This is a genomic window from Streptomyces sp. NPDC006283 (assembly GCF_040613325.1).
Taxonomy (GTDB): Bacteria; Actinomycetota; Actinomycetes; order Streptomycetales; family Streptomycetaceae; genus Streptomyces.
On the sequence record NZ_JBEXRZ010000001.1, the window covers coordinates 21,078 to 41,927 of the forward strand.

The window sequence follows — 20,850 nt, forward strand, 5'->3', positions numbered from 1 at the left end:
GAACGGAACACGGAGACGTCCCACCTCGGACGATCACCGTGACCCGGGGCGGCGATTCGGACGGCGGCCAGGTGGTGTCAAGCAAGGGCTGCCCGCCACCGGTAGTGGCCGAGCCGCGTCGGAAGATGTGTCGTACCCCAAGAGAACGGACGCGACGCCCGCCCGCGCGAGCCCGGTCCTATGGAAACACCGGACCGCCAGGGAGCGCCCGGCCGCCGAAAACCCCGTCGAGTCCCGTGCACCGCCCGCCTACCCTTGCCGCATGTCCCACTCGAAGACCTCGTACGTCTGCCTGCCCTGCCGGGTCTCGTACAAGCAGCCCTACGACCGGGACAGGCCGCAACGCGTCTGCCCCCGCTGCGCGGAGCCGCTGATCCACGTGGGGTCCGCGTTCGCGGCGCCCCGACGCCGGGACACCGCGGCCTGGCGGACGCTGTCCGTCCTCCTGCACGCGGGCGTCCGCTTCCACATGGGCTGCAGCTGTGGGCCCGGCTACCGTCCGCGCACCTTGCGCGAGGTGCGCGAGCGGATGACGTACGCCGAGCGCACCGGCGAGCCGATCGCCACCGCACTCGCACGCCCCGATTGTCCATGACGGCCAACTCCGCCTTCATGCGGCTCGTGACACCGCCGGCCACCCCCATCGACGCCCGCGGAAACTGGACCGCGGCCGAGAACGCGCTCGGCACGCCGCTACCCGCCGACTACAAGCACCTGGTCGAGACGTACGGATGGGGTGAGTTCTGCGACTACCTCAATCTCCACACACCCTTCGGTACGCACGAGCACATCCGCCTCGAATGGCAGCGCGGCACGCCGTCCGGTACGCCCGAGAGGGATCGGGAGCGCTACCCGTACCCGCTCCATCCGGCTCCGGGCGGGCTGCTGGTCTGGGGCACCACCATCGACGCCGACCGGCTCTGCTGGCTCACCGAAGGGGCACCAGTAGGTTGGCCCGTCGTGGTGTGGAGCCGCGACGGCTGGTACGAGACCCACCCCATGGGCACGGCGGCGTTCGTCGAGGCCTGGGCGGGGGCACGTCTCGAAACCCGGCTGCTCGCGGACATGGAGCCGGACTTGGCCCCGTGGTTCAACGCGTTCCGGCCCCGCACGCACCGCTGCCTCCGTCTCTCCGATGGGCCGTACGCGCACGATCGGCGCCTGGCGATCCTCCGGGATGCTCTGGCGCCGACCGTGGACCGGGGCAGTTGGCGGACGGACGACGGCGACCTCGGCCAGGACCACTTCGCGACAGCCGACACCGACTGGCTGCTCACGTACGACATGTCGCGCCCGCACCAGATCCGCATCTCGTTCCCGCCGGAGGACAGTGCGGCGGCCCGGCGTTGCCTCTTCGCCGCCGTCCGGCGCATGGGCTGCGAGGTGGTCCGGATCAGCGCCTCGGACGGCACGCCACTGTCGGCTTGGAGCGCTTCCGCCGACGAGGACGCGTAGGCACCGCCAAGTCATCCCGTCCGAAACGTATTTGCGTCGAGCCGTCGCCCGCATGGGACCGCACGGCGGGAGGAAGCGATATGCCGGACGGTATTACCCCTTACGCGAAAGCTCAGAAACAACTCAACTGATAACGGATGGGTTACGGGACCTGTAGGCGCCTGTGGGCTACAGCTGAAACGTGATCTGCTCTTGATCGGAATGGGTGGGGGTTTGACCGACCTCCGTCCGTATTGGATTCCCAAATGGGGGAAAAATGAAGCGCGCTGCAGTTGCAGTCGTTGCCATGTGTGCCGTTGCTGCCGTGACTCCGGGAGTGGCCCACGCGGAGTCTCCGGACCCGGCCCCCGCCGATGTCTGTTCCGGCGGATGGACGACCGACATCTACGCTCAGTCGAAGAAGCACCTGGGCAATGGTGAGAAGTACAAGGACGGCCCCGGTGGGACCATGATCCTCACGCGGATCAAATCGGGCTCCGCTTCGACCAAGATAACGGCCGGCGGGGGAGTAAGCGTCAGCGGGATCGTGGCGGAGGCGAAGATCGAGGTGAGCCGAGAGTCGGTCAAGGAGATCTCCTGGGAGACGCAGCACCAGTACCGGCGCAACATCACCCGCAACAAGTACGGGAACGCGCAGTACGGCTCGTGGGGCCACAACGTCAAGTGGCAGAAGTACTACCAGCTGCCCAACTGCCGGAAGACCCAGATCTCGTACGGGACGGCCGAAATCGCCAATCAGACCGTCGGCTTCCGGTACTGGGAGACGAGTTCCTGATGGCCACACGGCGTGCAGTGCTCGCCGCGGCCGTCGTCCTGTGCGCGGGTCTGACCGCCGCCTGTACCGACAAGGACGGTCCGGACGAACCGAATGTCCCGGACAGTTCCGCGTCCAGCGTCGCGCCGCCGTCCCAGGAACCGCTGGTCGCACCCGAGGTGGACCCCGGATTCAAGGAGATTCTCTCCGAAGGGCCTCAACGCGGCGTCCGGCAATTCGGCACGATCGAACTGCCGAAGGGTGAATCCTGGGTCAAGGTGAACTGCATTTCGGTCTCGAAATCGGTTCAGCTCGACCTTTCTCTGGAAACCATCGGAGAATTCTCGGTGGGGTGCTCCGGGGTGGATGTGGAGAGGAACGCGAACCAGCTCAATCTGGCTTCGGCGCGAAAGCTTCACTTCACCGTGTCGACGGAGGAGTCCGTTCGCTGGTACGTCAGCGTCCAGGTCCCCATGAAGTGACTGCAGGGCCGGTTCGCCGGCTGCCGAGTGGCTGATCGTCAGGGGCCCGGTACCGTACCGGGCCCCTGGCTGCGACCGGAAGGTGCGGCCAGGAGCGTGCGGCGATCGCCGAGCCGGGTCGAGCCCGTCGGGGCCTGCCAAGCGGGAGAGACTCGCTTGTCCACTCCAACCCGAGTGCCCATACGGCTGACGGCCGGCGCTTGCTCACTCCTCTTCACCGCGTTCTTCGCCGTTAAGTGCGGCGCGATTCGCCCAGAGCGCCGCTCCAACCCCCACCACCACCGCACCCGCAGCAGCTTTGCGGCCCGCCTCTGCGGCTGCGTTCTTCAATTGCCCAGGGTCACGGGCGGCGTCCCACCATCGCGTCGTCTCCAATGAATGTTGACCGGACTCAATTCCGAGCAGCTTGTGGAACTCGTCGACGGTGATGCCGACACGGTTGATCGAGCCCACCACAGCCCGGTGTGCGGGCAAGTGCAGCAGCACATTCGAGTTGGCCGTGCCGGCAGCCGCATGCATGCGTGCCATCAGGTGCTCAATTTTCTGGGAGACGAGTTCCCGCCGCCTTTGCCGGTCAACAGCCAGCGCGCGCCGAAGCCTTTCCAGCTCGTCCGGCGACTTGTCCATCGCCCGCTCCAGTCGCAGCATGTCGAGCGCGCCCTGCAGTTCGAAGCAACGAGCCAGAACGATGAGCAATCCCCGGACCTCGGACTCCGCTTCCTTGGCCGTCTTGGCGAGATCACCGATCTTGGTCGAGCCCTCCATCCTCTCCGCCAGTGCGTCGAGTCGACGCAGCACCCACCCCAGGGCGTCCGTGATCGTGTGGGTTCTGCCCTGCACGGTCGACCACGTGTCGTCGTCGACCCGCCCCACCACTTCCAGAACGGCCACGGCGGACTCGATGTCGCTGCCCGCTCCGAACATCTTTCCCAACTCGGCGTCCTTCTGGGCGCGGATCACGTCGTCGACCTTCTTGTCGATCGCCGCGAGATGGCTCTTGATCTCGCTCATCTCATGCTGGAGCGCGAGCTGCGCCATGACCCCCGCGGCACCGGAAAGAATCGCCGGGTTGGTCAGGAGCGAGCCGGGTCCGTCCGCGACCTGGAGCCATGACTTGATTGAGCCCGGTTTCCCCACCATGGCATGGCTGATGCCTGGCAACTTGCTCTCCATCAGCCCGTACTTCTTGTAAAGATGCGCGGACTCCTCGGTCAGCTTCAACCAGCGACCTGAATGGGCGGCGATCTCGGAACCTGCTTGTGCGACGACAGCTCCGATACGGAGGAGAGCTGCGAGTCTTGGCCCTACGAGGTCCTTCGACAACGACAACAGCCCCTCCGAGGCGAGGAAGTGCTCGACATCCGTCGGGTCCCCGATGACCGTAAGTCCATCGCCGTCACTGATCAGCTGAACCTTGTTGTCCATCGCCCGCTCCCTGTAGTGACTCCCCCGCAGCTGAAAGTAGTTGGGGTGAGCGGCGCAGGAGCCTCGATCATCGGAGGACGTCGGCCCCTGTCCGGCCCCCGGCCCCCCAGCCGCGGCTGCACTCTCAACTGCGAAGAGCCGGTCATCTCCAGCCCGTCCCTTGTGAACTTAGTGCATGAACAGCATACTGGCGCAAGTCGACGTTTCCCGTGCCCGATCGGAACTCGTTCCCGGGTCTCCTCCTGCGAGGTTCCATGCTCGACCACCGTCTCGTGCAGACAGCCGTGATCGGTCACAAGAACTCGGATCATCCGGTCATCCTGCCGATGGAGGCTTGGGAACTGGACAGATGGCGGAAGGCCCATCCCACCTACACCTACTGGTGCGGCCTGCAACTCGGCGGCTGCGGTGGCGAACTGAGCGACCGCCGCTACACCACCAAGGTGTGCCACTTCGCCCACCACCGGACCGCACCGGTCTGTCACCGACAGAACAACGGTGAATCGAGCGCCGACCACCTCTTCATCAAACGGGGCGTGCAGAACCTGCTCGGCAAGCGGAAACTGCGCGGCCAGGTGAAGACACAGGACCTCGGCACCGGACCCGGCGACGCGGTCGACGTGCACCTGCCCGACAGCCGACGCCGACTGCGCTTCCAACTCAGCTCGGTCGACTACCGCACCTGGCGGCGAGCCGACGACGAACTCGCCGAGGACGCCGACGACATCGACTGGATCTTCGCCGGCGAGGGACCGATCACCCAGCACTTCCTCGGCCGCCGCGGCTACTGCCTCAGGGTGCGCTGCGAAACGGCGGGCGGTGAGCGACGCGTCCACATCGGCGCCGAGGGACGGGACCGCAAGGTGTCCTGGACTCCCCTGGAGGACTGCCTGCTGACGCCCACCGGCATCGTTACGCCCGACACGGAGCGGATCCACCTGTCCCGCCCCCGTCCCACGCCGGCCGCGTTCCCCCTCCTGGAGGGGCTTGTCTTCGCACCCGCCCCGCACGCCGCCGTGCCGGACGACTCTCCCTTCGTGGCGGACGACCGACTGCTGCTCGCGGCTGACCTCAAACCGGCGGGCAGCCCCATCGTCCGGGGACTGATCTCGCTCCCGCTCCACACCGGTGAGCCGCCGCACGATCACGTCTATCGCGTCACCGGCGCGGCACGGCTGCTGGTCGGCGAGGAGACCGACGGCTGGGCGGTCGAAGTCAAGAAGTACGTGCGGCTCAACGCGCACGATGCCCAGAAGACCGGGTTGTGGACGCCGCCGGCGGCCCCTGCCCCGGTGGTTCCCGTGCCTCGCAAGCCCGAACTCATTGCGCCTGAGCCGCAGCGAAAGTCCGAGCCCGCCCGGAACGCGGCGTCCGCTCCGGTCGACCAAGCCCCGGTCGCCCCTGCGGTGCTCACCCGGCCCGAACTGGTGACGGCATTGCGTGACGCCCTTGCCCAGCACGCCCGTCTTCAGTCCACGACCACATGGGAAACGCTGGTACGTACCGTCAGCCCCGCCCTCGCGAACTTTTCCGACACGGGGCGGATGGACCTGCTGGTCGCTGTCGACACCCCGCTGCGGGAGCACGTGCCGGTCCTCTCCGCGCTCATCCGGGACAACGGGCAGCGGCCCCTTCCGTACCTGTCCCGCGTGCTGTCCGAACTCGGTGTGCCGCACGTGTCCTCGACGGTCCACATCAGGCGATGGGCCGTCGTCGAGACCGACCGGGCCTTCGCTGCCTACGGCGTCCCGTCGCGCGCCATGCCGCCACGGCTGTCCCTCCTGCCGACGCAGCCGGTGACGAACCGGCCGACGACAGCGATCAGGCAGGTGCCATCGTCGAGGTCGCTCGGCCTGACCCAACTCCAGCGCCCGAGCGCCCGGCAGCAGATACCGCAGCGGCACCGTGCGGTTCGCACGGCGCCCGACACCGCGACGGTGCGACGCCTGCGTTCGCTGGTAGCGACGCTGGAAGGCCTGCTGCCGGCTCTGGGCAAGGCAGCGCGGAAGAAGGCCCGCAAGGCTCTCGTCTCACCCCAGGACTGGCTCGCGGTCCACGACGGTGCGGTGCCCCCCAAGTGGCAGGGAGCCGCTATCACCGGTCGGACGGCCGCGTCCTACGTCAGGCCGGTCGAGCGAGCGCTGGAGGCGGCGCGGGAGGCTGTCCGACAGGCCGAACGCGACCGCGAAAGGCAGGCGGCGAAACGGAAGGCCAAGGTCGAGCGGGCTCAGCAGCCGGTCGAAGTGGTGCGTGCGAAGCCGCCTGCCGAGGGCCGAGCGACCGCCCCGCCGAACGACCCCGTCGCCCGGCTGAGAAGGCAGCTCAGCGGCGTGGCGGCAGCAGGCGGCACGGTGATGACGGAAAACCTGGACACCGGTGCCTCGGGGGCCGCCAACGCCCGCCACCTGCTCGGCCTGGTGGACAGAAGGGTCACCACAGATGTGGCCATGCTCTCCGCGCTCGTCACCGATAGGGACGGTGGGCCCCCACCCTTCTTCCGGGCGCTCCTCACGGCTGCCGGCCTGGCCGTACCGCAAACCGACGTGGCCCTGCTGATGGTGTGGAAGAGGGAGCAGCAACGCGCCCACGCCGCCTACGCCACCCCGCCGCGTCCGCTGCCTGCCCGTCTCGTCCCGCAAGCCGCGGCGGTGAACGAACGCACCGGCGGATGAGCGGTGCTGCGCGCCCCGTCATGCAGCGAAGTCGACCGGAGCGCGGTTCACATCGGCCGGCGAACCTGCCGGTGCCGACGGCGCGGGGAGTTGTTGTCGGCCGCCACCTGGTCGACCGGTCGGAGCGGAGAGAGCGCAGTCACCGAGGCGATGTGCGACTGCCGCGGGCGCTCAGTGCGCGGATCGGCCCGATCAGCGTCCGGTAGACCGGACGCACCACGCGGCCGGGAAGATAGCGGTGGCGTTCCTCCTTCCAGACTCGCGCCCTCCCGTGCCCCGCCAGGGGCGACCACCGGTCGGTGACCGGGGGCTCGGAAGTGTGGAACTCGACGCGACAGAGGTGCTTGATGTTGACGTAGCCGTACTGGCCGGGGCTGACCAGCCGCACCGGGGCGCCGTGGTCACTGTCCAGCGGCTGCCCGTCGAGACGGTCGGCGATGAGCACGTCGTCGGCCAAGGCGTCCTCGAGGAGCACGACCGACCGGTATCCGTCGAGACCCTCGAAGGAGACGTGGCTGACCGGCGCGTCCGCCCCGAGCAGCGGCTCCACCCGGGTCCGGTAGAGGGTATTGAACGGGACCCCTTCCCACAGCAGGTCGGTGGCCGACCACCCGGCGACACAGTGGAAGTCGGCCCGGACCTCTTGCCGTGGCAGCTCCGCGATGTCGGTCACGGACAGGGTGACGGCCTCGGCGAGCGCCCCACAAAGCTCGATCACCGGGTCGGCGGGCACAGGGGGAGCCGGGCGATGCAGGTGCGTGCCGAACCGAGGGAAACCGTCGACGGCACGTTGGCCGGGGGGAAGCGTCATGTCGCTGCTCCGTTGCGCGTGAAGTGAACCGGACAGGCCTTGCGTCGGCGACCTGGTGTGGCAGCCTTCGCAGTTTCCTTGTGGTGCTCGGGACCCGGCGGTGGAGAGCGGTGCGACCGATCCATCGCGTCGCCCCCTGGCGCGTTGTACGGTGGCGTACATCCCGAGACTATTCCGTTGTACGGAACCGCACAACGCGGTGGGGAGTGAGGTGAGGCACAGAATGGGCGCGTTGCGTACACCGCGCGAGCGGTGGATCGAAGAGGGGCTGCGGGCGTTGGCCGCCGGTGGCGTGGACGCCGTGCGCGTCGAGTCCCTGGCCAAGGCGCTCGGCGTGACCAAGGGTGGGTTCTACGGCTACTTCGCCGACCGTGGCGCACTGCTGTCAGAAATACTGGACGCCTGGGAGCGCGAGTGCGTCGACGACGTCTTCGCCCGCGTCGAGCAGGAGGGGGGCGACGTGCTGGACAAGGTCCGGCTGGCCGGACAGCTCACCTTCTCCGGCGACCGTCTGCTCCCCATCGACCTGGCCGTCCGCGACTGGGCCCGTCGCGACCCGACGGTCGCCGACCGCCTGCGCCGCGTGGACAACCGGCGCATACAGTTGCTGCGAGACGCGATCAGCACCTTCTGCCCCGACCCGGACGAGGTGGAGGCCCGCAGCCTCCTCGCCTTCTGTATGGCCATCGGCAGCCACTTCCTCGCCGCCGACCATCCCGGCCGCACGCGCGCCCAGGTCAAGGCCCGCGCCGGTGATCTCCTCCTCAATCGCTCGCCCGACAATCCGCCCGACAACCGGTGAGCGACGGGCGGTCGTCCTCGGCCCGAGTGACACGGCCACGCGGCCGTGTTCGGGGAGGACGCGCCCGAGTCCACAACTGCGTCAGTTGTCCAGGCGGACCGGCATGAGCAGTGAGTACGTGCTCTCGTCGTCGGGACGGCCGATCCCGAAGGGGGCTGTGGGCGCGCCGATCCCGAAGCGGGCTGTGGGCGCGCCGAGTTCGAGGATCAGGCGGTCGCGGGCTCCGGCGGCCAGCGCATCGAGCAGGAGCTCGCGGTCGACTGCGATCTGGTTCTCGTCATCGTCCCGTGGGCGTACCAGCGGCAGCCGGCCGACGGGTTTACCCCGGCCGGACCAGCACACCGGCGCGCTCGTGAACCGCAGGGTGCTGACGCATCGTGTGCGGGGACGTGATGGCCGCGCCGACGCAACTCGGCGCTGAGATCGCAGTACGACCAGCGGTGCGGCCCCGCGCGCGCGTTGTCCTGCAGGGCGTCGACCACGGCGTCCAGCGCCTGCTCTACTCCGGCGTGTCCTTCCGTATCTCTCTCCCCGTGCCGGTGTTCGGTGTTGAGCCGGGCCAGAACATATGCGCCCCTACCTACGTCCGAGGGGGTGTACGTCAAAGGTTTTGCATCAGGTTGTGAACTCTGTTCTCGCGTAGCATACTGAGGCTGACCGGTGGTCGCTGCCGACTGTGCGTCCTGAGCGGGACCGGTGTGCGTACCCACATCGGCCTCCCGATGCCGGACCACGGCCTGTTCCGGGCTGGCCGACTCTCGTCCGCAACCTCCCTGGAGTTCACCATGCGTGTCATCCGCACCACCTCTGCCGTCGCTTTGCTGCTCGCCGGGCTCACGGCCTGCGGCCCGACCGCCGAGAGCGGTGCGGACGGCAAGCCCGCCGCGCCCGCGGCCCCTGCCGCCAAGACGCCTGCCACCAGCTCCGCCCCGTCGGCTTCGGAACCCTCCGCCACGGCAGGCGCCACCGCCGCCCTGCCGGACATGGTGGGCAAGGGGCTGCAGAGCGCCCAGGACGAGGCGCAGGCCGCCGGCTTCTACCTCCTCACGTCGCACGACGCGCTCGGGCGAGGCCGAAACCAGATTCTCGACAGGGGCTGGAAGGTCTGCTCCCAGGCGCCTGCGCCCGGCACCCACTCGACCGACGTGAAGGTCGACTTCGGCACGGTCAAGCTCGAGGAGAAGTGCCCCGCGGGCGGAGACCAGGGTGAACCGGAAAAGGTCGGCTCCACCATGCCCGACTTCGTCGGCAAGGCGGTCAAGGTCGCCCGTCAGGCGCTCGACAGCTCAACGAGCATCACCGTCAACGACGTGTCCGGCCAGGACCGCATGGTGCTCGTGGAGTCGAACTGGCAGGTCTGCTCGACCGACCCGGCGGCCGGCGTGAAGCTCGACGGGCAGCCGGTGACGATCGGGGCGGTCAAGTTCGGCGAGAGCTGCTGAACCCTTGACCGGCGCTGGGGCGCATCGCTGCGCCGCACGCGTCACCGCGGCGACCCCGAACAGGCTCCGTCGGACGGCAAGGCGGTCACCAGCCGACGTGTGCGCTGATCCACCTGGCGAGGGTCTTCGTCGTCCGCGGGCGGGTAGGTCGGGGCCGCAGCCGAGCGGGGTGAAGGCAGCCCAATAGCCCTGGAGCGATGTGAACGCGGAGCACGATCGGTCCCCCTCTCGCCTGTGTACGAGCAGGAGATCGATCGTGCAAGGTCACGCCGGCCGCTTGCCGTGCTGGAAGAGAGCTGCTTCGATCTGGTCAGGCCGCACGCCGGCAGCCTGGGCGCAGTCATGGACGATGGACAGGTACTGCACGTACTGCGGAGTGGTCCAACCGCGTTCCGGCCATTCCGCGCCGACCCACCCCACAGACCTCAGCGCTCGGGAGACCACGCTGTCGAGAATCAGCGGTCGGCATGACGCCGCAGCCTCGTAGCCGGCGAAATACAGCACTTTGGTGAAGAAGGCCGGCCCCAGGTGGCGGATCTGGTGGTCGTTGTTCCACGCGTAGTAGGCGGGGACGGCTCCCTCCTGGCGCAGAAGGTCGAGCCCAGCGGCAAGCTGCGTGTCGATCTCCGTTGCCTCGGACTTCGTGAAAATCCGTGAACGCCGCCGGACGGACAGGGCTTTGGTTCCCGTGCCCCAGACCAACGCGGCGACCAGCAGATGTCTGCGGCCCGGTTCGGTCCCGGCCCGCTCGGCCATATCGAATATGGTGCGGCGGTCCACCCGGGGCCACCGGCCGGTACGCGGACACGCGTCGAGCTCGTCAGGCCACCAGGTGGCGTCAGGAAGGTGGCTGAGCCAACGTTCCCTGTCGAAGGGGATCGCTTGGCCGAGGACGGCGTCGCGGTGCGGTACATCGACATCGGGTGGAAGTTCCGCCATTTCGGCCTCACGCCCTCCGCGCCAGATCCAGCGCTGCTGTGTGGACGAACCAGTCCAGGACCTCGCAGACGGCGTCACCGTGATCGGTGAACACGCCGAGCGGGAATGACGGGCGCAGCTCCAGCTTCGCCTCAGGCAGGTCGATCCCGTCGATCTTGTTGAGGCGGTGCAGGAACTCCAGGCGTTGCTCGGTGTCGTCGAACGGCGCGCGCTCCTTGAGGTACTGGAAGACAACCTCGACAGTTCCGCTGACGGGGTAGATCGCGAACGGCCACAGCAGGTGTGGTCGGTGGCTCGTGCCGGCGTCCAGCATCGGGAAGCAGCTCGTCTCCTCATGCTGCCCGTAGTTGAGGTAGCCGCCCTGCCCGCGCCAGAAGTCCAACGTCACCAGGACCCCTGGCGCTGCCTGAGGACTGCTTTCCTGCAACTGGGTGCGGAACCGTGCGGCGGCCTCGGCGTTCTTGTCGTCCGGGAGCGGACCGTGGGCGGTGGACTGAGCGACGTCCTTACCCAGCAGCGTGGCCAGCTCAGCGGCCGTCAGACGCTGCGACCGGTGGGCACGACCCGACGGGTCGAACCGCACACCCTCGCGCGCCAGCAGCTCCTGCGGGGGCCGACGGTTGCTGCCCTCCGGCCATCGGAAGGAGGCTGAGATCTTGCCGTCCGCGGTGAGGACGCGATAGGCGCCGATGACCGCTGAGTTGGATGCGAGATAGGCGCCGACCGGCACCGGGTGGCTGCCGATCAGTTCGGCGACGTCGCCGTATGTCGTCCAGGTCCCGCTCGGCATGGCGACGAGCGCGCCCCGCAACTCCGCCCATCCCGGCCACTCTTCGCTCGCGGCCGGCTTCACGCCACCCACTGGGCCCGGCCACAGGGCCTTGGCACGCTCCGACAGCTGGTCCGCACGGTCCATGATCTCGGCCTTGCCCCACCGCTCCGAGGACGCGATCTCCAGGTTCATCCGCAGGGCGCTGGACTCGAGAATCTGCTGCTTTCGCTGGAAGGGGTGGTTGGAGAGCTTCGAATTGTCGCCGGTCAAGGTCAGGTTGCCGAGCGTGTGCACCAGCAGGTCATGGAGCTCCTGCGGCGACTGGCCGTCCTCGGTCTCGTCGGCCAGCAGATCGAACCACGCCTGGGCAGGCCGTTGTGGGAGTACGTGCTCCACGCTGAGCGAGGCCCTCTCGAAGTCGACCGGCTCCGTGGGACGGTAGCTCTCCTCCAAGCGGCGCAGGATGAAACTCCGCTGCGGCGGTCGGCCGCCCCAGTAGAAGGGCTTGCTACGGATCGCCGAATGCAGTTCCTCGTCACTCGGCCAGCGGCGTCGCCTGCCCGACAGGAACCGCTGGACGGCTTCGGAGGCCGAGCGGTCCGTCTCCAGCTCTTTCGGGGCCTCCATGAAAATGCGGTTGAGTCCGGTGGTCGGGGTCTGGCAGATCAGTCGCCGCACAAGGTACGACTCGACATGGCCCAGGGCCTCGGCCGCGTCGTCCGCAGTCGTGTGACCCTCGTCGACCAGATCCAGCAGGTGAAGCGCCAGAGGGTGGTGGGTCTGACCGCCCCACGCGGCCAGGCGCTCCAGCGCGGCCCGCAGAGTCGCGGAGGGCTCGCGGTGGGGCTCGAGAATACGCAGGAAGCGCTGTCCCCGCTCGGCGAGCTGTGCGATCTGGCCCTGCAGGGCGTCCTCGTCGCCGGCGAGCGGCTGGAGCCGCTTCTGCTGCTCGCGATAGATCTCACTCTGCTTCGTCTTGTGGTGACCTCGCACGATCAAGTCCAGCCAGACCAGGTGTTCGAGGTTCTTGGGGCCGAGGCTCTGCTGCATGGGGAGCCACAGTTGCCGGTACACCAGCTCGCCCCGTGTGGGCAGGAGCATGAACACGTAGTTGCGCAACAGGTCGCTCTGGCTGAGACCGACACCGGTGTTGTTGATCGACTCGAAGATCCGGTAGACGTTGTCGCCGGACTCGGCGGTGATCTCCACGATGGAGAGCAGGTCCTTGAGGACGGTCTCGACCGTCTCGACCCACCGTTCCGAATCGCTCGCCTCCTGGGCCTCCGAGAGCACGCCACGGAAGAACCTGTACGCCGAGCCGATGTTGCCGCTTCCGCTCGCCTGCGGGGTCGATTCGACGCAGGCCGTGTACGCCTCCCGGTCGGCCTGGGTCGGCAACAGGCGGTAGTGGTCGAGGTTCTTCTGATGGAACTCGTTGACAAGGATCTGCCGGTGAACCCGGTCCGTGCCCCGCTCGTCGCCCTGTTCCCTGAGGTGGTCCCGAAGGGCGGCGAACGCCAGCATCAGCGTGGTCAGGCGCTGTTGACCGTCGACGACGAGCCACTTCTGGACGCCACCGGCCTGCAGCTGTCCTGGTGCGAGCACGACAGAGCCCAGGAAGTGCGGTGCGGAGAGTTCGCCGGAGAGGTGCTGGTCGACAAGTTCGCACACGTCTTCCCACAGGCGTTGCAATTGATCCCTGCCCCAGCTGTACGTCCGTTGGTAAAGGGGCACTTGGAACTGCTTCTCGCCCTGGATGAGCTTGAGGAAGGTGATCTCCTGCGCGCGCATGCGCATCCTTTCCGTGTCCCCGCCGGCCGGCCGTTGGGTCGATTCATGAACCTTGTCAACGGTGCGGGCCGCTCGCCACCGGTTCGCCGAAGGTGACGCTTCGTGGTGTATCAGGCGGTCTCGCGGCCCGCAGCGACCGGCTGGCTCGAGATCCTGGGCATCGTCTCGTTCGGTGAGCGGCGCAGGAGCTTCATGCTGCGGCCCTCGAGCCAGGCGTTCCAAGACTTGAGGTAGTAAAGAAGGTGCTCGCGTGAGTCGTCACGGCGGCGGTGTGTCCTGCCGGCGGCGAGGCCCAGCATGGTGTTGCGCAGGGTCAGGCGGGGGTCGCCCGGCTCCAGCCATGCGCCCGTCACCACGCCGTCCTGCCATGCCGACTGCTCCACGTCGGGGCGCTCCCTCGATGTCACGTACCAGCCGATCGTGGCAGCTGTGACGGTGATACGGCAGCCGCGGTTGAGGGCGATGCCGTGGTGGAGGGCGTCACGGAGGCCCGGGTGCTTCTCCAGCAGGGTCAGAAGCTGGTCGTTGCTGGTCACCGAGGACCCGCCGCTCCAGGAGGAGTCGGGCGAGTGCAGGTAGAGGTGCAGGCCGCGCAGGGCCGCCGCCAGGTGTGTGGCGTTGGCTTCGCCGGCGAGTGCGAGGGCGTCACGGCCGGTGCGCTTGCGGCCCGTGTCCATGACGGTGAAGGCCGTACGCGGCACGCCGTGTGTGACCGTCAGCGGAACCGCGATGCCTGCCTTGGCGATGGCGGCCAGGCGATGCTGTCCGTCGATGAGTACGTCGTCCTCGTCGAAAGCGATGCCCTGATGAGTGAGTTGCCATTCGCCGCGCTGGATCTGGGCGGCCAGCTGCTGCACCGTGGTCTTGCTCAGCGGCCGGTTGCTGGTGTTGCGCGTGAGCCATGTGGTGGCCAACTCGGGTGTGACGTCGAGAACTTCCATGTGCATGGGTGTTGTCCCGTCTTTGGTCCTCGAGGCGGAGGCTTGAGGGCAGACCGTATAGAGACAGCGTGCATGATAAGTGTGAACATAGTCAATGTGTGGAGGTGGGGCCGCGCGACGCGGCCGTCGCTGCGTCACCGCCCTGCGATGGCGCGCACGCTCGTCGCTCGGGCCGATGCGGTGTCGGCGAAAGCCGGTGCGGAGACCGGCGCGACGCTCACGGGAACGGCCGAGGTGATCGTCGCCGCCGAGGAGGGTGCTCCGGAGTCGCGTGCCCCCGATCCAGCGTGGTGAGCCGCGCGACGTCAAGCGCCTCGTCCGCGACGGAGACCTCATCGGCTGCGACTCCTGAACGGCGCCTCACCCGTAGCTCCAAGAGTCATGGGTGAGCGTAGCGACGAGATGGTCCTTCAATACGGGGATCCTGGTACGCTCCACAGCGTGTGCTGAGTTCACATAAGATGGGGCGGTGTCGGGGGCGTGCTGCACTGGTGCCTCGGGTTGCCGGGGCGCCATCACAAGCTGGCCAGTTCCTGGCCCTCAGTAGCAGTGGAGTGGCGTGTGAGCCAGGGCGAGAACGTGCTGAGTGACGGCATCCTGCCGATCGGCTCTGTTCATCACTACGACGACGGGCTGCACGTCCGGGTCGACGACATCGTGCCGTACGAGCTGGTGGACCTCGACGATTCCTACGGTGTCCGGCAGGGCGACGACGTGATCCGGTGCACGTTGTTCCTGAGCAACGGCACGGGGCAGCCCATCGACGTCGACGGCATAGGTCTGCTGGTCCGCTGCGGGCCGTACGGCAAGACGGGCCGCCAAGTGCAGGACTACCAGAGCGACGTGCTCGACGACGAACTCGACGGGACGCTGCGGACCGGACGGCGGCTCTCGGCGACCTGGGCGTACAGCATCCCGGCAGGCACCGCCGGTGACATGGACATCGAGGTGCGGTTCCGGAGCACGCACGAACGGGAGAGCGTCACGTTCACCACCGCCAAGGCCGCCGCGCCCGCCGAGGCTCGCGTGCCGGACGCCAGGACCGCGCCGGCCACACCCGGCGTCCCCCGTGCAGCGGCTGTGCCGGACCAGGCGGTGTTGTTCGGTGACGAGCAGCGTTCCCTGTTCACGGACCCCGACCCCGCTGACGCCGACTACCTGCTCGCTCCGGCGTACACCGCTATCGTCGCCCCGCCGGCCGACGACACCGACGCCGCGCGTGTCCGCCAGATCTTCCGGTTCCTGGCAGAGGCGGAGGCGTCGAGGACGCGCCCCGTACGAACCCTGGACGGAGCCGCCGGCACCGTGTGGTTCGACGAACTGCCGCACGAACCCGGTGTGACCGTGATGCTCGACGGGGCGCTCGCGACCGACGACCCGGCCTGGCTCACCGTGGCCCGCCCCGAGCGTCAGGACGCGCCGCAGCCGAAGCCGCTGCTCGCGCCCTGGGTGGACGAGACCCGCATCCGAGACTTCAAGCAGACGCGCGCCCCGCATCTGCGGCGACGGATCGAGCCCGAGTTTCCCGAATGGGCGGAGGGCATACCGCTCGAGAAGACGTACCACGAACTGGACGAGCACCCGAAGCGGGAGAAGATCGAGAAGCTCTACGCAGCCTGGGAACAGGAGTGGCTCGCGTGGGCCGAGCGCCGGCGCACCATCGACCCGTTGGTGCGGCTCTACGACCGGCTCCACAAGATGCACGAGGATGCCGTCAACCTCGGCGAGGCCTATGAACTCGTCCTCGGCTTCGGCAGGCTGACCTGGCAGACCACCGCCGGTCAGCGTGTGGAACGGCACCTCGTCACGCACCGGGCGACGATTCAGCTCGACCCGTCCACCGGCGTACTCACCGCCGCCCCCGATCCGACCGGCGTCGGGATGGAACTCGAAGAAAGCATGCTGGAAGCCGTCCAGCATGTGCCGGGCCCCGTGCGTGAGGAAATCGTCGCAGTCCTCGAGGACGCCTCCGACGCCACCGACCCCGAACACCTCGACGCCCTCCACACGGCCCTGCGCAGCTGGGTCAACGCCGCCCACAGTGCGGGCAGTTACCTGCCGGACCTTGAGCGGGTCAAGCCGCGCAGCCTCGACGTGCCGCACGTGGGCTTCACCCCGGCGCTGGTGCTGCGCGAGCGGAACCGGCGGTCCACCCTCGACGCCCTCCGGGCCATTGCCCGTCAGATCGAGGCGGGTACGCCGCCCACCGAACTGCTCGGCTACATCGCGGGCCGTGATGGTGCGCTCACCGCCGCCGACCTGGCGGCGGCCGAGGACGGCGGCACGGATCCCGCCGCAGGCGAGATGTACTTCGCGCTCCCTGCCAACGAGGAACAGCGCACCATCGCCGAGCGCCTGCGCTCCAACCGGCTGGTTGTCGTCCAAGGCCCGCCCGGCACCGGCAAGACCCACACCATCGCCAACCTCGTCACCGACCTGCTCGCCCAGGGCAAGCGCGTCCTCATCACGAGCCACACCCCGCGTGCCCTGCGCGTGCTGCGGGACAAGCTGCCTGAGTCGGTGCGTGACCTGTGCGTCAGCCGTACCGAGGACGGCGCTGCTGCCCAGCGTGAACTGGAGGCATCGGTCCAGAAGATCCTCAGCGAGTACTCGGGCTACGACCCGCAGGCATCCGAGCGCGCGATCCGCAGCCTGCAGGCACGGCTGAGCGCCGCCCGGTCCGCTCAGCAGGCCATGCTCCGCGACCTCGCCATCTTGCGGGAGCAGGAGACGCACCGATTCGAGGCGGAGATCGGCGACTACAGCGGAAGCCTCCAGGACATCGCCGAACGGCTCACCGCGCAGGCCCCGGCGCACGACTGGCTCGGGCCGGTGCCGCAGGAGCAGCCCGCACTCAGCGCCGACGACGCCCTGCGACTGCTGCACACCACCCGCGCCTTCACCCCGCACCACCAGGCGCTCGCTGCCGAGGTGCCCGGGCCGTCCGAACTTCCGGGGGCAGGCGCGTTCGAGGAGGCCGTCGAGATCGTTCGCTCCGCCGAAGAGGCGCACACCGCGGTGCGGCAGGACCCGTTGAGCGAGGAATACGACGCCGCGGTGCGCGGACTCACCGAGCCCGAACAGCAGCGGCTGTCGACAGCCCTCGATGCCTTCGCCGCCGCCCGCGGCCGTGCAGCCTCGCTCGCCGCCGCGTCCGGCGAGTGGGCCGTCGCGCTGTTGCGCGAGGTGGCCGCAGGCCAGGACTGGCAGGCCCGCAGCAGGTACGCCGCGGTGAACGAGGCCCTTGCCGCCGTCGACGGCTCACTCGCGACGCTGCGTAATGCGATGGTCAGCGGCATCGAGCAGTACGACCCGCCCACCGCCCTCGGCCAGGCGACCGCCCTGCACGACGGGCTCCGCGAGGGCCAGAAGCTGCGCGGACCACTCGGCATCCGCTCCAGGCTGGCGAAGACCGTCGGAGCGTTCGTCGAGGCCGTACGCGTCGACGGCCGCGCACCCGACGACACCGACACCGCGGCCGTCGTCCTCGCCCGTGTGCAGCTCGAACTGCGCCTCGCTCAGGTCGAGTCGGAGTGGGGAACTCCCGCCGCGCCCTGGCAGGGGCACGGTCCGCGCCTCGCCCGTCTGCGGCAGGAGGCGGAGGCACTCGAAGCGGTCCTCGCCGTCGGCGCCGCACGCACCGATGTGCTGACGGCCGCCGCCACCTCCGCACAGCTCATGTCCGCCGTCTGGCACGACGCTGCGGTCGAGAACGCCGTTCGCGCTCTGCTGCGCGCAGCGACCACTCTGCGCGCCGCAGAGCAGTCGCGCCGGGTCCTCGCCGACATGGAGGAACTGCTGCGCACCTGGAGCGACCGGCAGGGGGTCTCGCCCGCCGTGGCACGGGCACTCGACGCGGTCCGCTACCGGAACACCGACGGCTATCGTGAGTTCAGCCAGGAGATCGCCGAGGTCCGCGAGGCGGCTCGGCTGCGAACCGAGCACCATCAGGCGCTCGCCCGGGTACAGGAAGCGTTCCCTTCGCTCGCCGAGAGAGTCACCGAGAACGCCGATGACCGGCTGTGGGACGAGCGGCTCCGCGCGCTGACCGCCGCATGGGCCTGGTCCGCCTGGCGTGAGCGCATGGAGCGGCTCACCGACCCGGAGGCCGAGCGGACCCTGCGCCGCAAGCTCACCGAGGCCGACGACGAGGTGCGCATCATGCTCGCCAGACTCGCCGCTGCACGTGCCTGGCATCGTTGCCTCGGACTGCTCACCGGCGATCAGTCCCGGGCTCTCAGCGCCTACCAACAGGCCGCACGCCGTATCAAGGGCAAGTACCAGCACCGCTACCGGCGTGACGCCCAGGCCGCATTGAGCAAGGCACAGACGGCCGTACCCGCCTGGATCATGCCGCTGCACCAGGTGGCGGAAACCGTGCCCATGGACCGGCCCGGCATGTTCGACGTCGTCATCGTCGACGAGGCCAGCCAGTCCGGGCTGGAGGCCATGCTGCTGAGCTGGCTCGCCGACCGCATGGTCGTCGTCGGCGACAGCAAGCAGGTCAGCCCCTCCAACGTCGGCCTCAAGCAGGACGAGTACTTCCACCTCCGCGACCGGCTCCTCACCGGACTCGAGGCGGACGTCCGCAGCCTCTTCGGGCCCGACTCCAGTTTCTTCGACCTGACGGAGGCGCTGTCCGCGGGCCGCGGCACGCTCATGCTCAAGGAGCACTTTCGGTGCATGCCGGAGATCATCTCCTTCTCCAACGAGCTCTGCTACAACCGCCGTCTGCAGCCTCTCCGTCAGTACGGCGCCGACCGCCTGCCGCCGGTGCGCACTGTGTGCGTGGAGAGCGGCGAGGCCCTGGGCGCCAACTCCCGCCTGGTCAACACCGTCGAGGCTGAGGCACTGGTCGCCGAGGTCGTGCGCTGCTGCGCCGATCCCGCCTATGACGGCAGATCCATGGGTGTGATCAGCCTGCGCGGCAGCAAGGCGCACCTGACGGAGCTGGAGAATTTGCTGGCCGAGCACCTCGACTACGAGCAGCGCGAGGCGCGGCGCATCCGCGTCGGTGACGCGGAGGACTTCCAGGGCGACGAGCGCCACGTCATGTTCGTCTCTTGTGTCAACTCACCCACCACGGCCGCCGGGACGGTGCCGGGCGGCTTCAACGGCAAGACGTACGAACAGCGCATCAACGTCGCCGCCTCTCGCGCCCAGGATCAGTTGTGGGTGTTCCACAGCGCCCGTACCGAACAGTTCCACGAGAACGACCTGCGCCGGCAGTGGCTCGACCACCTCACCCGCCCTGCGGAGGAGGAGACCGTCGCGGTCGAGGGAGCAGTGCTGCCGGACGTGCGGCACGAGGCCTTCGACAGCCTCTTTCAACAGAAGGTCTACCTGGAACTGACCGAGCGCGGCTACCGGGTGCGGCCCGGCTATCGGGTCGGCCGGCACGCGATAGACCTGGTCGTCGAGGGTGGTACGCGGCGGCTCGCAGTGGCCTGCGACGGGGACGCCTTCGCCGAAGGCGACGACGCGTCGACGGCCGCCGCCCGTCAGCGGGATCTGGAACGCGTCGACTGGACGTTCGTCCGCATCCGCGGCAGCCGCTTCCACCTGGACCGTGACCAGGCACTCGCGCCGCTCTGGGCGGAGCTGGAGCGGCTGGGCATCGACCCGGTCAAGGAGGACGACGAGGAAAAGACGCCCGAGGAGGTCACGACCACCCGGCAGGGGGCAGGCGGAAGCGGACCGGAGGACACCGACCGCATAGCCGAAGCCGCCGAGCCGGACGAGGAGATGGGCGCCGCCGCAGCCGGGGCGACCGAGCGTTCCAGGACCGGGCGGTCCGCGGGCGAGCAGACCGGCCCTCTGCGGCCCACAGGAGAGTCCGCCCTGGCCGAACCGGTAAACCCAACCCCTGTGCGACCGGCTTCGGACGAGCCCGTGGCAGCCCTGTACCCCGCCGCTTCGGGACCGGCGGGTCCGGTGTCGGCCGATAGGACGCCCACCGGCCGGCTGCGCGCGCCTCGGCAGGCAGCTCGGCCCCCGAAGGCGCCGGCCGCGCGACCGGTGTCCTCCGCGGCAGACACTGGAGACAGGCCGTCGGAGCCCCGCCCTGCGTCCGGGAGCTTCCCCGTGCAGTCGATTCCTGCCGCGGCCTTCCGGCGTCTGCTGGGGGAGATGCAGCAACTGCAGGCAGCTGTCGACGCGCCCGACGAGACACCGGACAGCATCGACGCCGCCAACCTGGTGTTCCTGCGCAAGACACAGGCCGATCAGCGTGACCGCCGTACCAAGCGGCTGGCGTTCCTGCGGGGGTTCCTCGACACGGTCGCCGTCGACGGTGGCTCCACAGCGCCGCAGACGGTCGTACCCGGCGCCCTGCTGGTGCTCGAGTTCGATGGCCGGCTTGACGAGGAGACGCTCTACACGGTCGCCGAACTGCCCACCGGAGGTGCGGAGATCGTCTCGCCGTCATCACCGCTCGGGCATGCCCTGATGTGGCAGCGAGCAGGGCGTGAGGTGTCGTACAAGGCCTCCGCGGACAAGGCGCACAAGGTCGTGATCCGCGAGATCCGGGCCTGAAGGCCTGCCTTCCACCGGCCGCCGAGCCCG

14 protein-coding genes and 1 pseudogene are annotated in these 20,850 nt (G+C 68.8%); 9 read left to right on the top strand and 6 right to left on the bottom strand.

What is annotated here, in order from left to right; genetic code table 11:
* The first annotated feature begins 262 nt into the window (after nucleotides 1–262).
* From ABZ070_RS00130 to ABZ070_RS00145, 4 genes are all read left to right on the top strand, one after another.
* Complete coding sequence (locus tag ABZ070_RS00130) at nucleotides 263–595, top strand: deoxyxylulose-5-phosphate synthase (protein ID WP_356628161.1); 333 nt, start codon at nucleotides 263–265, stop codon at nucleotides 593–595.
* On the top strand, nucleotides 592–1,455 hold the full coding sequence (locus ABZ070_RS00135) for an SMI1/KNR4 family protein (RefSeq protein WP_356628163.1): 864 nt from the start codon (nucleotides 592–594) through the stop codon (nucleotides 1,453–1,455). Before ABZ070_RS00130 ends, ABZ070_RS00135 begins: the two co-directional genes overlap by 4 nt.
* A 304-nt stretch (nucleotides 1,456–1,759) precedes the next feature.
* Nucleotides 1,760–2,230, top strand: a complete 471-nt coding sequence (locus tag ABZ070_RS00140) for a hypothetical protein (protein WP_356628164.1) — start codon at nucleotides 1,760–1,762, stop codon at nucleotides 2,228–2,230.
* Nucleotides 2,230–2,691: a hypothetical protein gene (locus ABZ070_RS00145; RefSeq protein WP_356628166.1), complete on the top strand. Its 462-nt coding sequence runs from the start codon at nucleotides 2,230–2,232 to the stop codon at nucleotides 2,689–2,691. The genes ABZ070_RS00140 and ABZ070_RS00145 overlap by 1 nt, the downstream gene beginning before the upstream one ends.
* 204 nt (nucleotides 2,692–2,895) lie before the next feature.
* On the opposite strand, the gene ABZ070_RS00150 is transcribed toward ABZ070_RS00145, so the two are convergent.
* Complete coding sequence (locus tag ABZ070_RS00150) at nucleotides 2,896–4,116, bottom strand: hypothetical protein (protein ID WP_356628168.1); 1,221 nt, start codon at nucleotides 4,114–4,116, stop codon at nucleotides 2,896–2,898.
* A 254-nt stretch (nucleotides 4,117–4,370) separates the two neighbouring features.
* On the opposite strand from ABZ070_RS00150, the gene ABZ070_RS00155 reads away from it, so the two are divergent.
* Nucleotides 4,371–6,788: a hypothetical protein gene (locus ABZ070_RS00155; RefSeq protein ID WP_356628170.1), complete on the top strand. Its 2,418-nt coding sequence runs from the start codon at nucleotides 4,371–4,373 to the stop codon at nucleotides 6,786–6,788.
* Between the two features lie 139 nt (nucleotides 6,789–6,927).
* On the opposite strand, the gene ABZ070_RS00160 is transcribed toward ABZ070_RS00155, so the two are convergent.
* The gene (locus ABZ070_RS00160) at nucleotides 6,928–7,599 is read right to left on the bottom strand and encodes a molybdopterin-dependent oxidoreductase (protein ID WP_356628172.1); all 672 of its coding nucleotides are present in this window, start codon (nucleotides 7,597–7,599) and stop codon (nucleotides 6,928–6,930) included.
* 223 nt (nucleotides 7,600–7,822) lie between these two features.
* Here ABZ070_RS00160 and ABZ070_RS00165 point away from each other — a divergent pair, with 223 nt between their 5' ends.
* On the top strand, nucleotides 7,823–8,401 hold the full coding sequence (locus tag ABZ070_RS00165; protein ID WP_356628174.1) for a TetR/AcrR family transcriptional regulator: 579 nt from the start codon (nucleotides 7,823–7,825) through the stop codon (nucleotides 8,399–8,401).
* Between the two features lie 81 nt (nucleotides 8,402–8,482).
* Here ABZ070_RS00165 and ABZ070_RS00170 read toward each other — a convergent pair.
* Nucleotides 8,483–8,686 (bottom strand): annotated as a pseudogene (locus ABZ070_RS00170) (hypothetical protein); the annotation flags it as partial.
* 500 nt (nucleotides 8,687–9,186) lie between these two features.
* Between ABZ070_RS00170 and ABZ070_RS00175 the strand changes: the two are divergent.
* A complete protein-coding gene (locus ABZ070_RS00175) occupies nucleotides 9,187–9,843 on the top strand; it encodes a hypothetical protein (protein ID WP_356628176.1) in 657 nt (218 codons plus the stop codon).
* Nucleotides 9,844–10,107: 264 nt separating this feature from the next.
* On the opposite strand, the gene ABZ070_RS00180 is transcribed toward ABZ070_RS00175, so the two are convergent.
* From ABZ070_RS00180 to ABZ070_RS00190, 3 genes are all read right to left on the bottom strand, one after another.
* Nucleotides 10,108–10,782 (bottom strand): hypothetical protein, encoded by a 675-nt coding sequence (locus ABZ070_RS00180; protein WP_356628177.1) that lies wholly within the window; start codon nucleotides 10,780–10,782, stop codon nucleotides 10,108–10,110.
* A 7-nt stretch (nucleotides 10,783–10,789) separates the two neighbouring features.
* Nucleotides 10,790–13,345, bottom strand: a complete 2,556-nt coding sequence (locus tag ABZ070_RS00185) for a DUF262 domain-containing protein (protein ID WP_356628179.1) — start codon at nucleotides 13,343–13,345, stop codon at nucleotides 10,790–10,792.
* Nucleotides 13,346–13,455: 110 nt separating this feature from the next.
* Nucleotides 13,456–14,292 carry a hypothetical protein gene (locus ABZ070_RS00190; protein WP_356628181.1) on the bottom strand — a complete coding sequence of 279 codons (837 nt, stop codon included), beginning with the start codon at nucleotides 14,290–14,292 and terminating at the stop codon, nucleotides 13,456–13,458.
* 141 nt (nucleotides 14,293–14,433) lie between these two features.
* Between ABZ070_RS00190 and ABZ070_RS00195 the strand changes: the two genes are divergently transcribed.
* Both ABZ070_RS00195 and ABZ070_RS00200 read left to right on the top strand, forming a co-directional pair.
* Nucleotides 14,434–14,580 carry a hypothetical protein gene (locus ABZ070_RS00195; RefSeq protein ID WP_356628183.1) on the top strand — a complete coding sequence of 49 codons (147 nt, stop codon included), beginning with the start codon at nucleotides 14,434–14,436 and terminating at the stop codon, nucleotides 14,578–14,580.
* A 267-nt stretch (nucleotides 14,581–14,847) separates the two neighbouring features.
* Nucleotides 14,848–20,820 (top strand): AAA domain-containing protein, encoded by a 5,973-nt coding sequence (locus ABZ070_RS00200; RefSeq protein WP_356628185.1) that lies wholly within the window; start codon nucleotides 14,848–14,850, stop codon nucleotides 20,818–20,820.
* Nucleotides 20,821–20,850 lie beyond the last annotated feature (30 nt).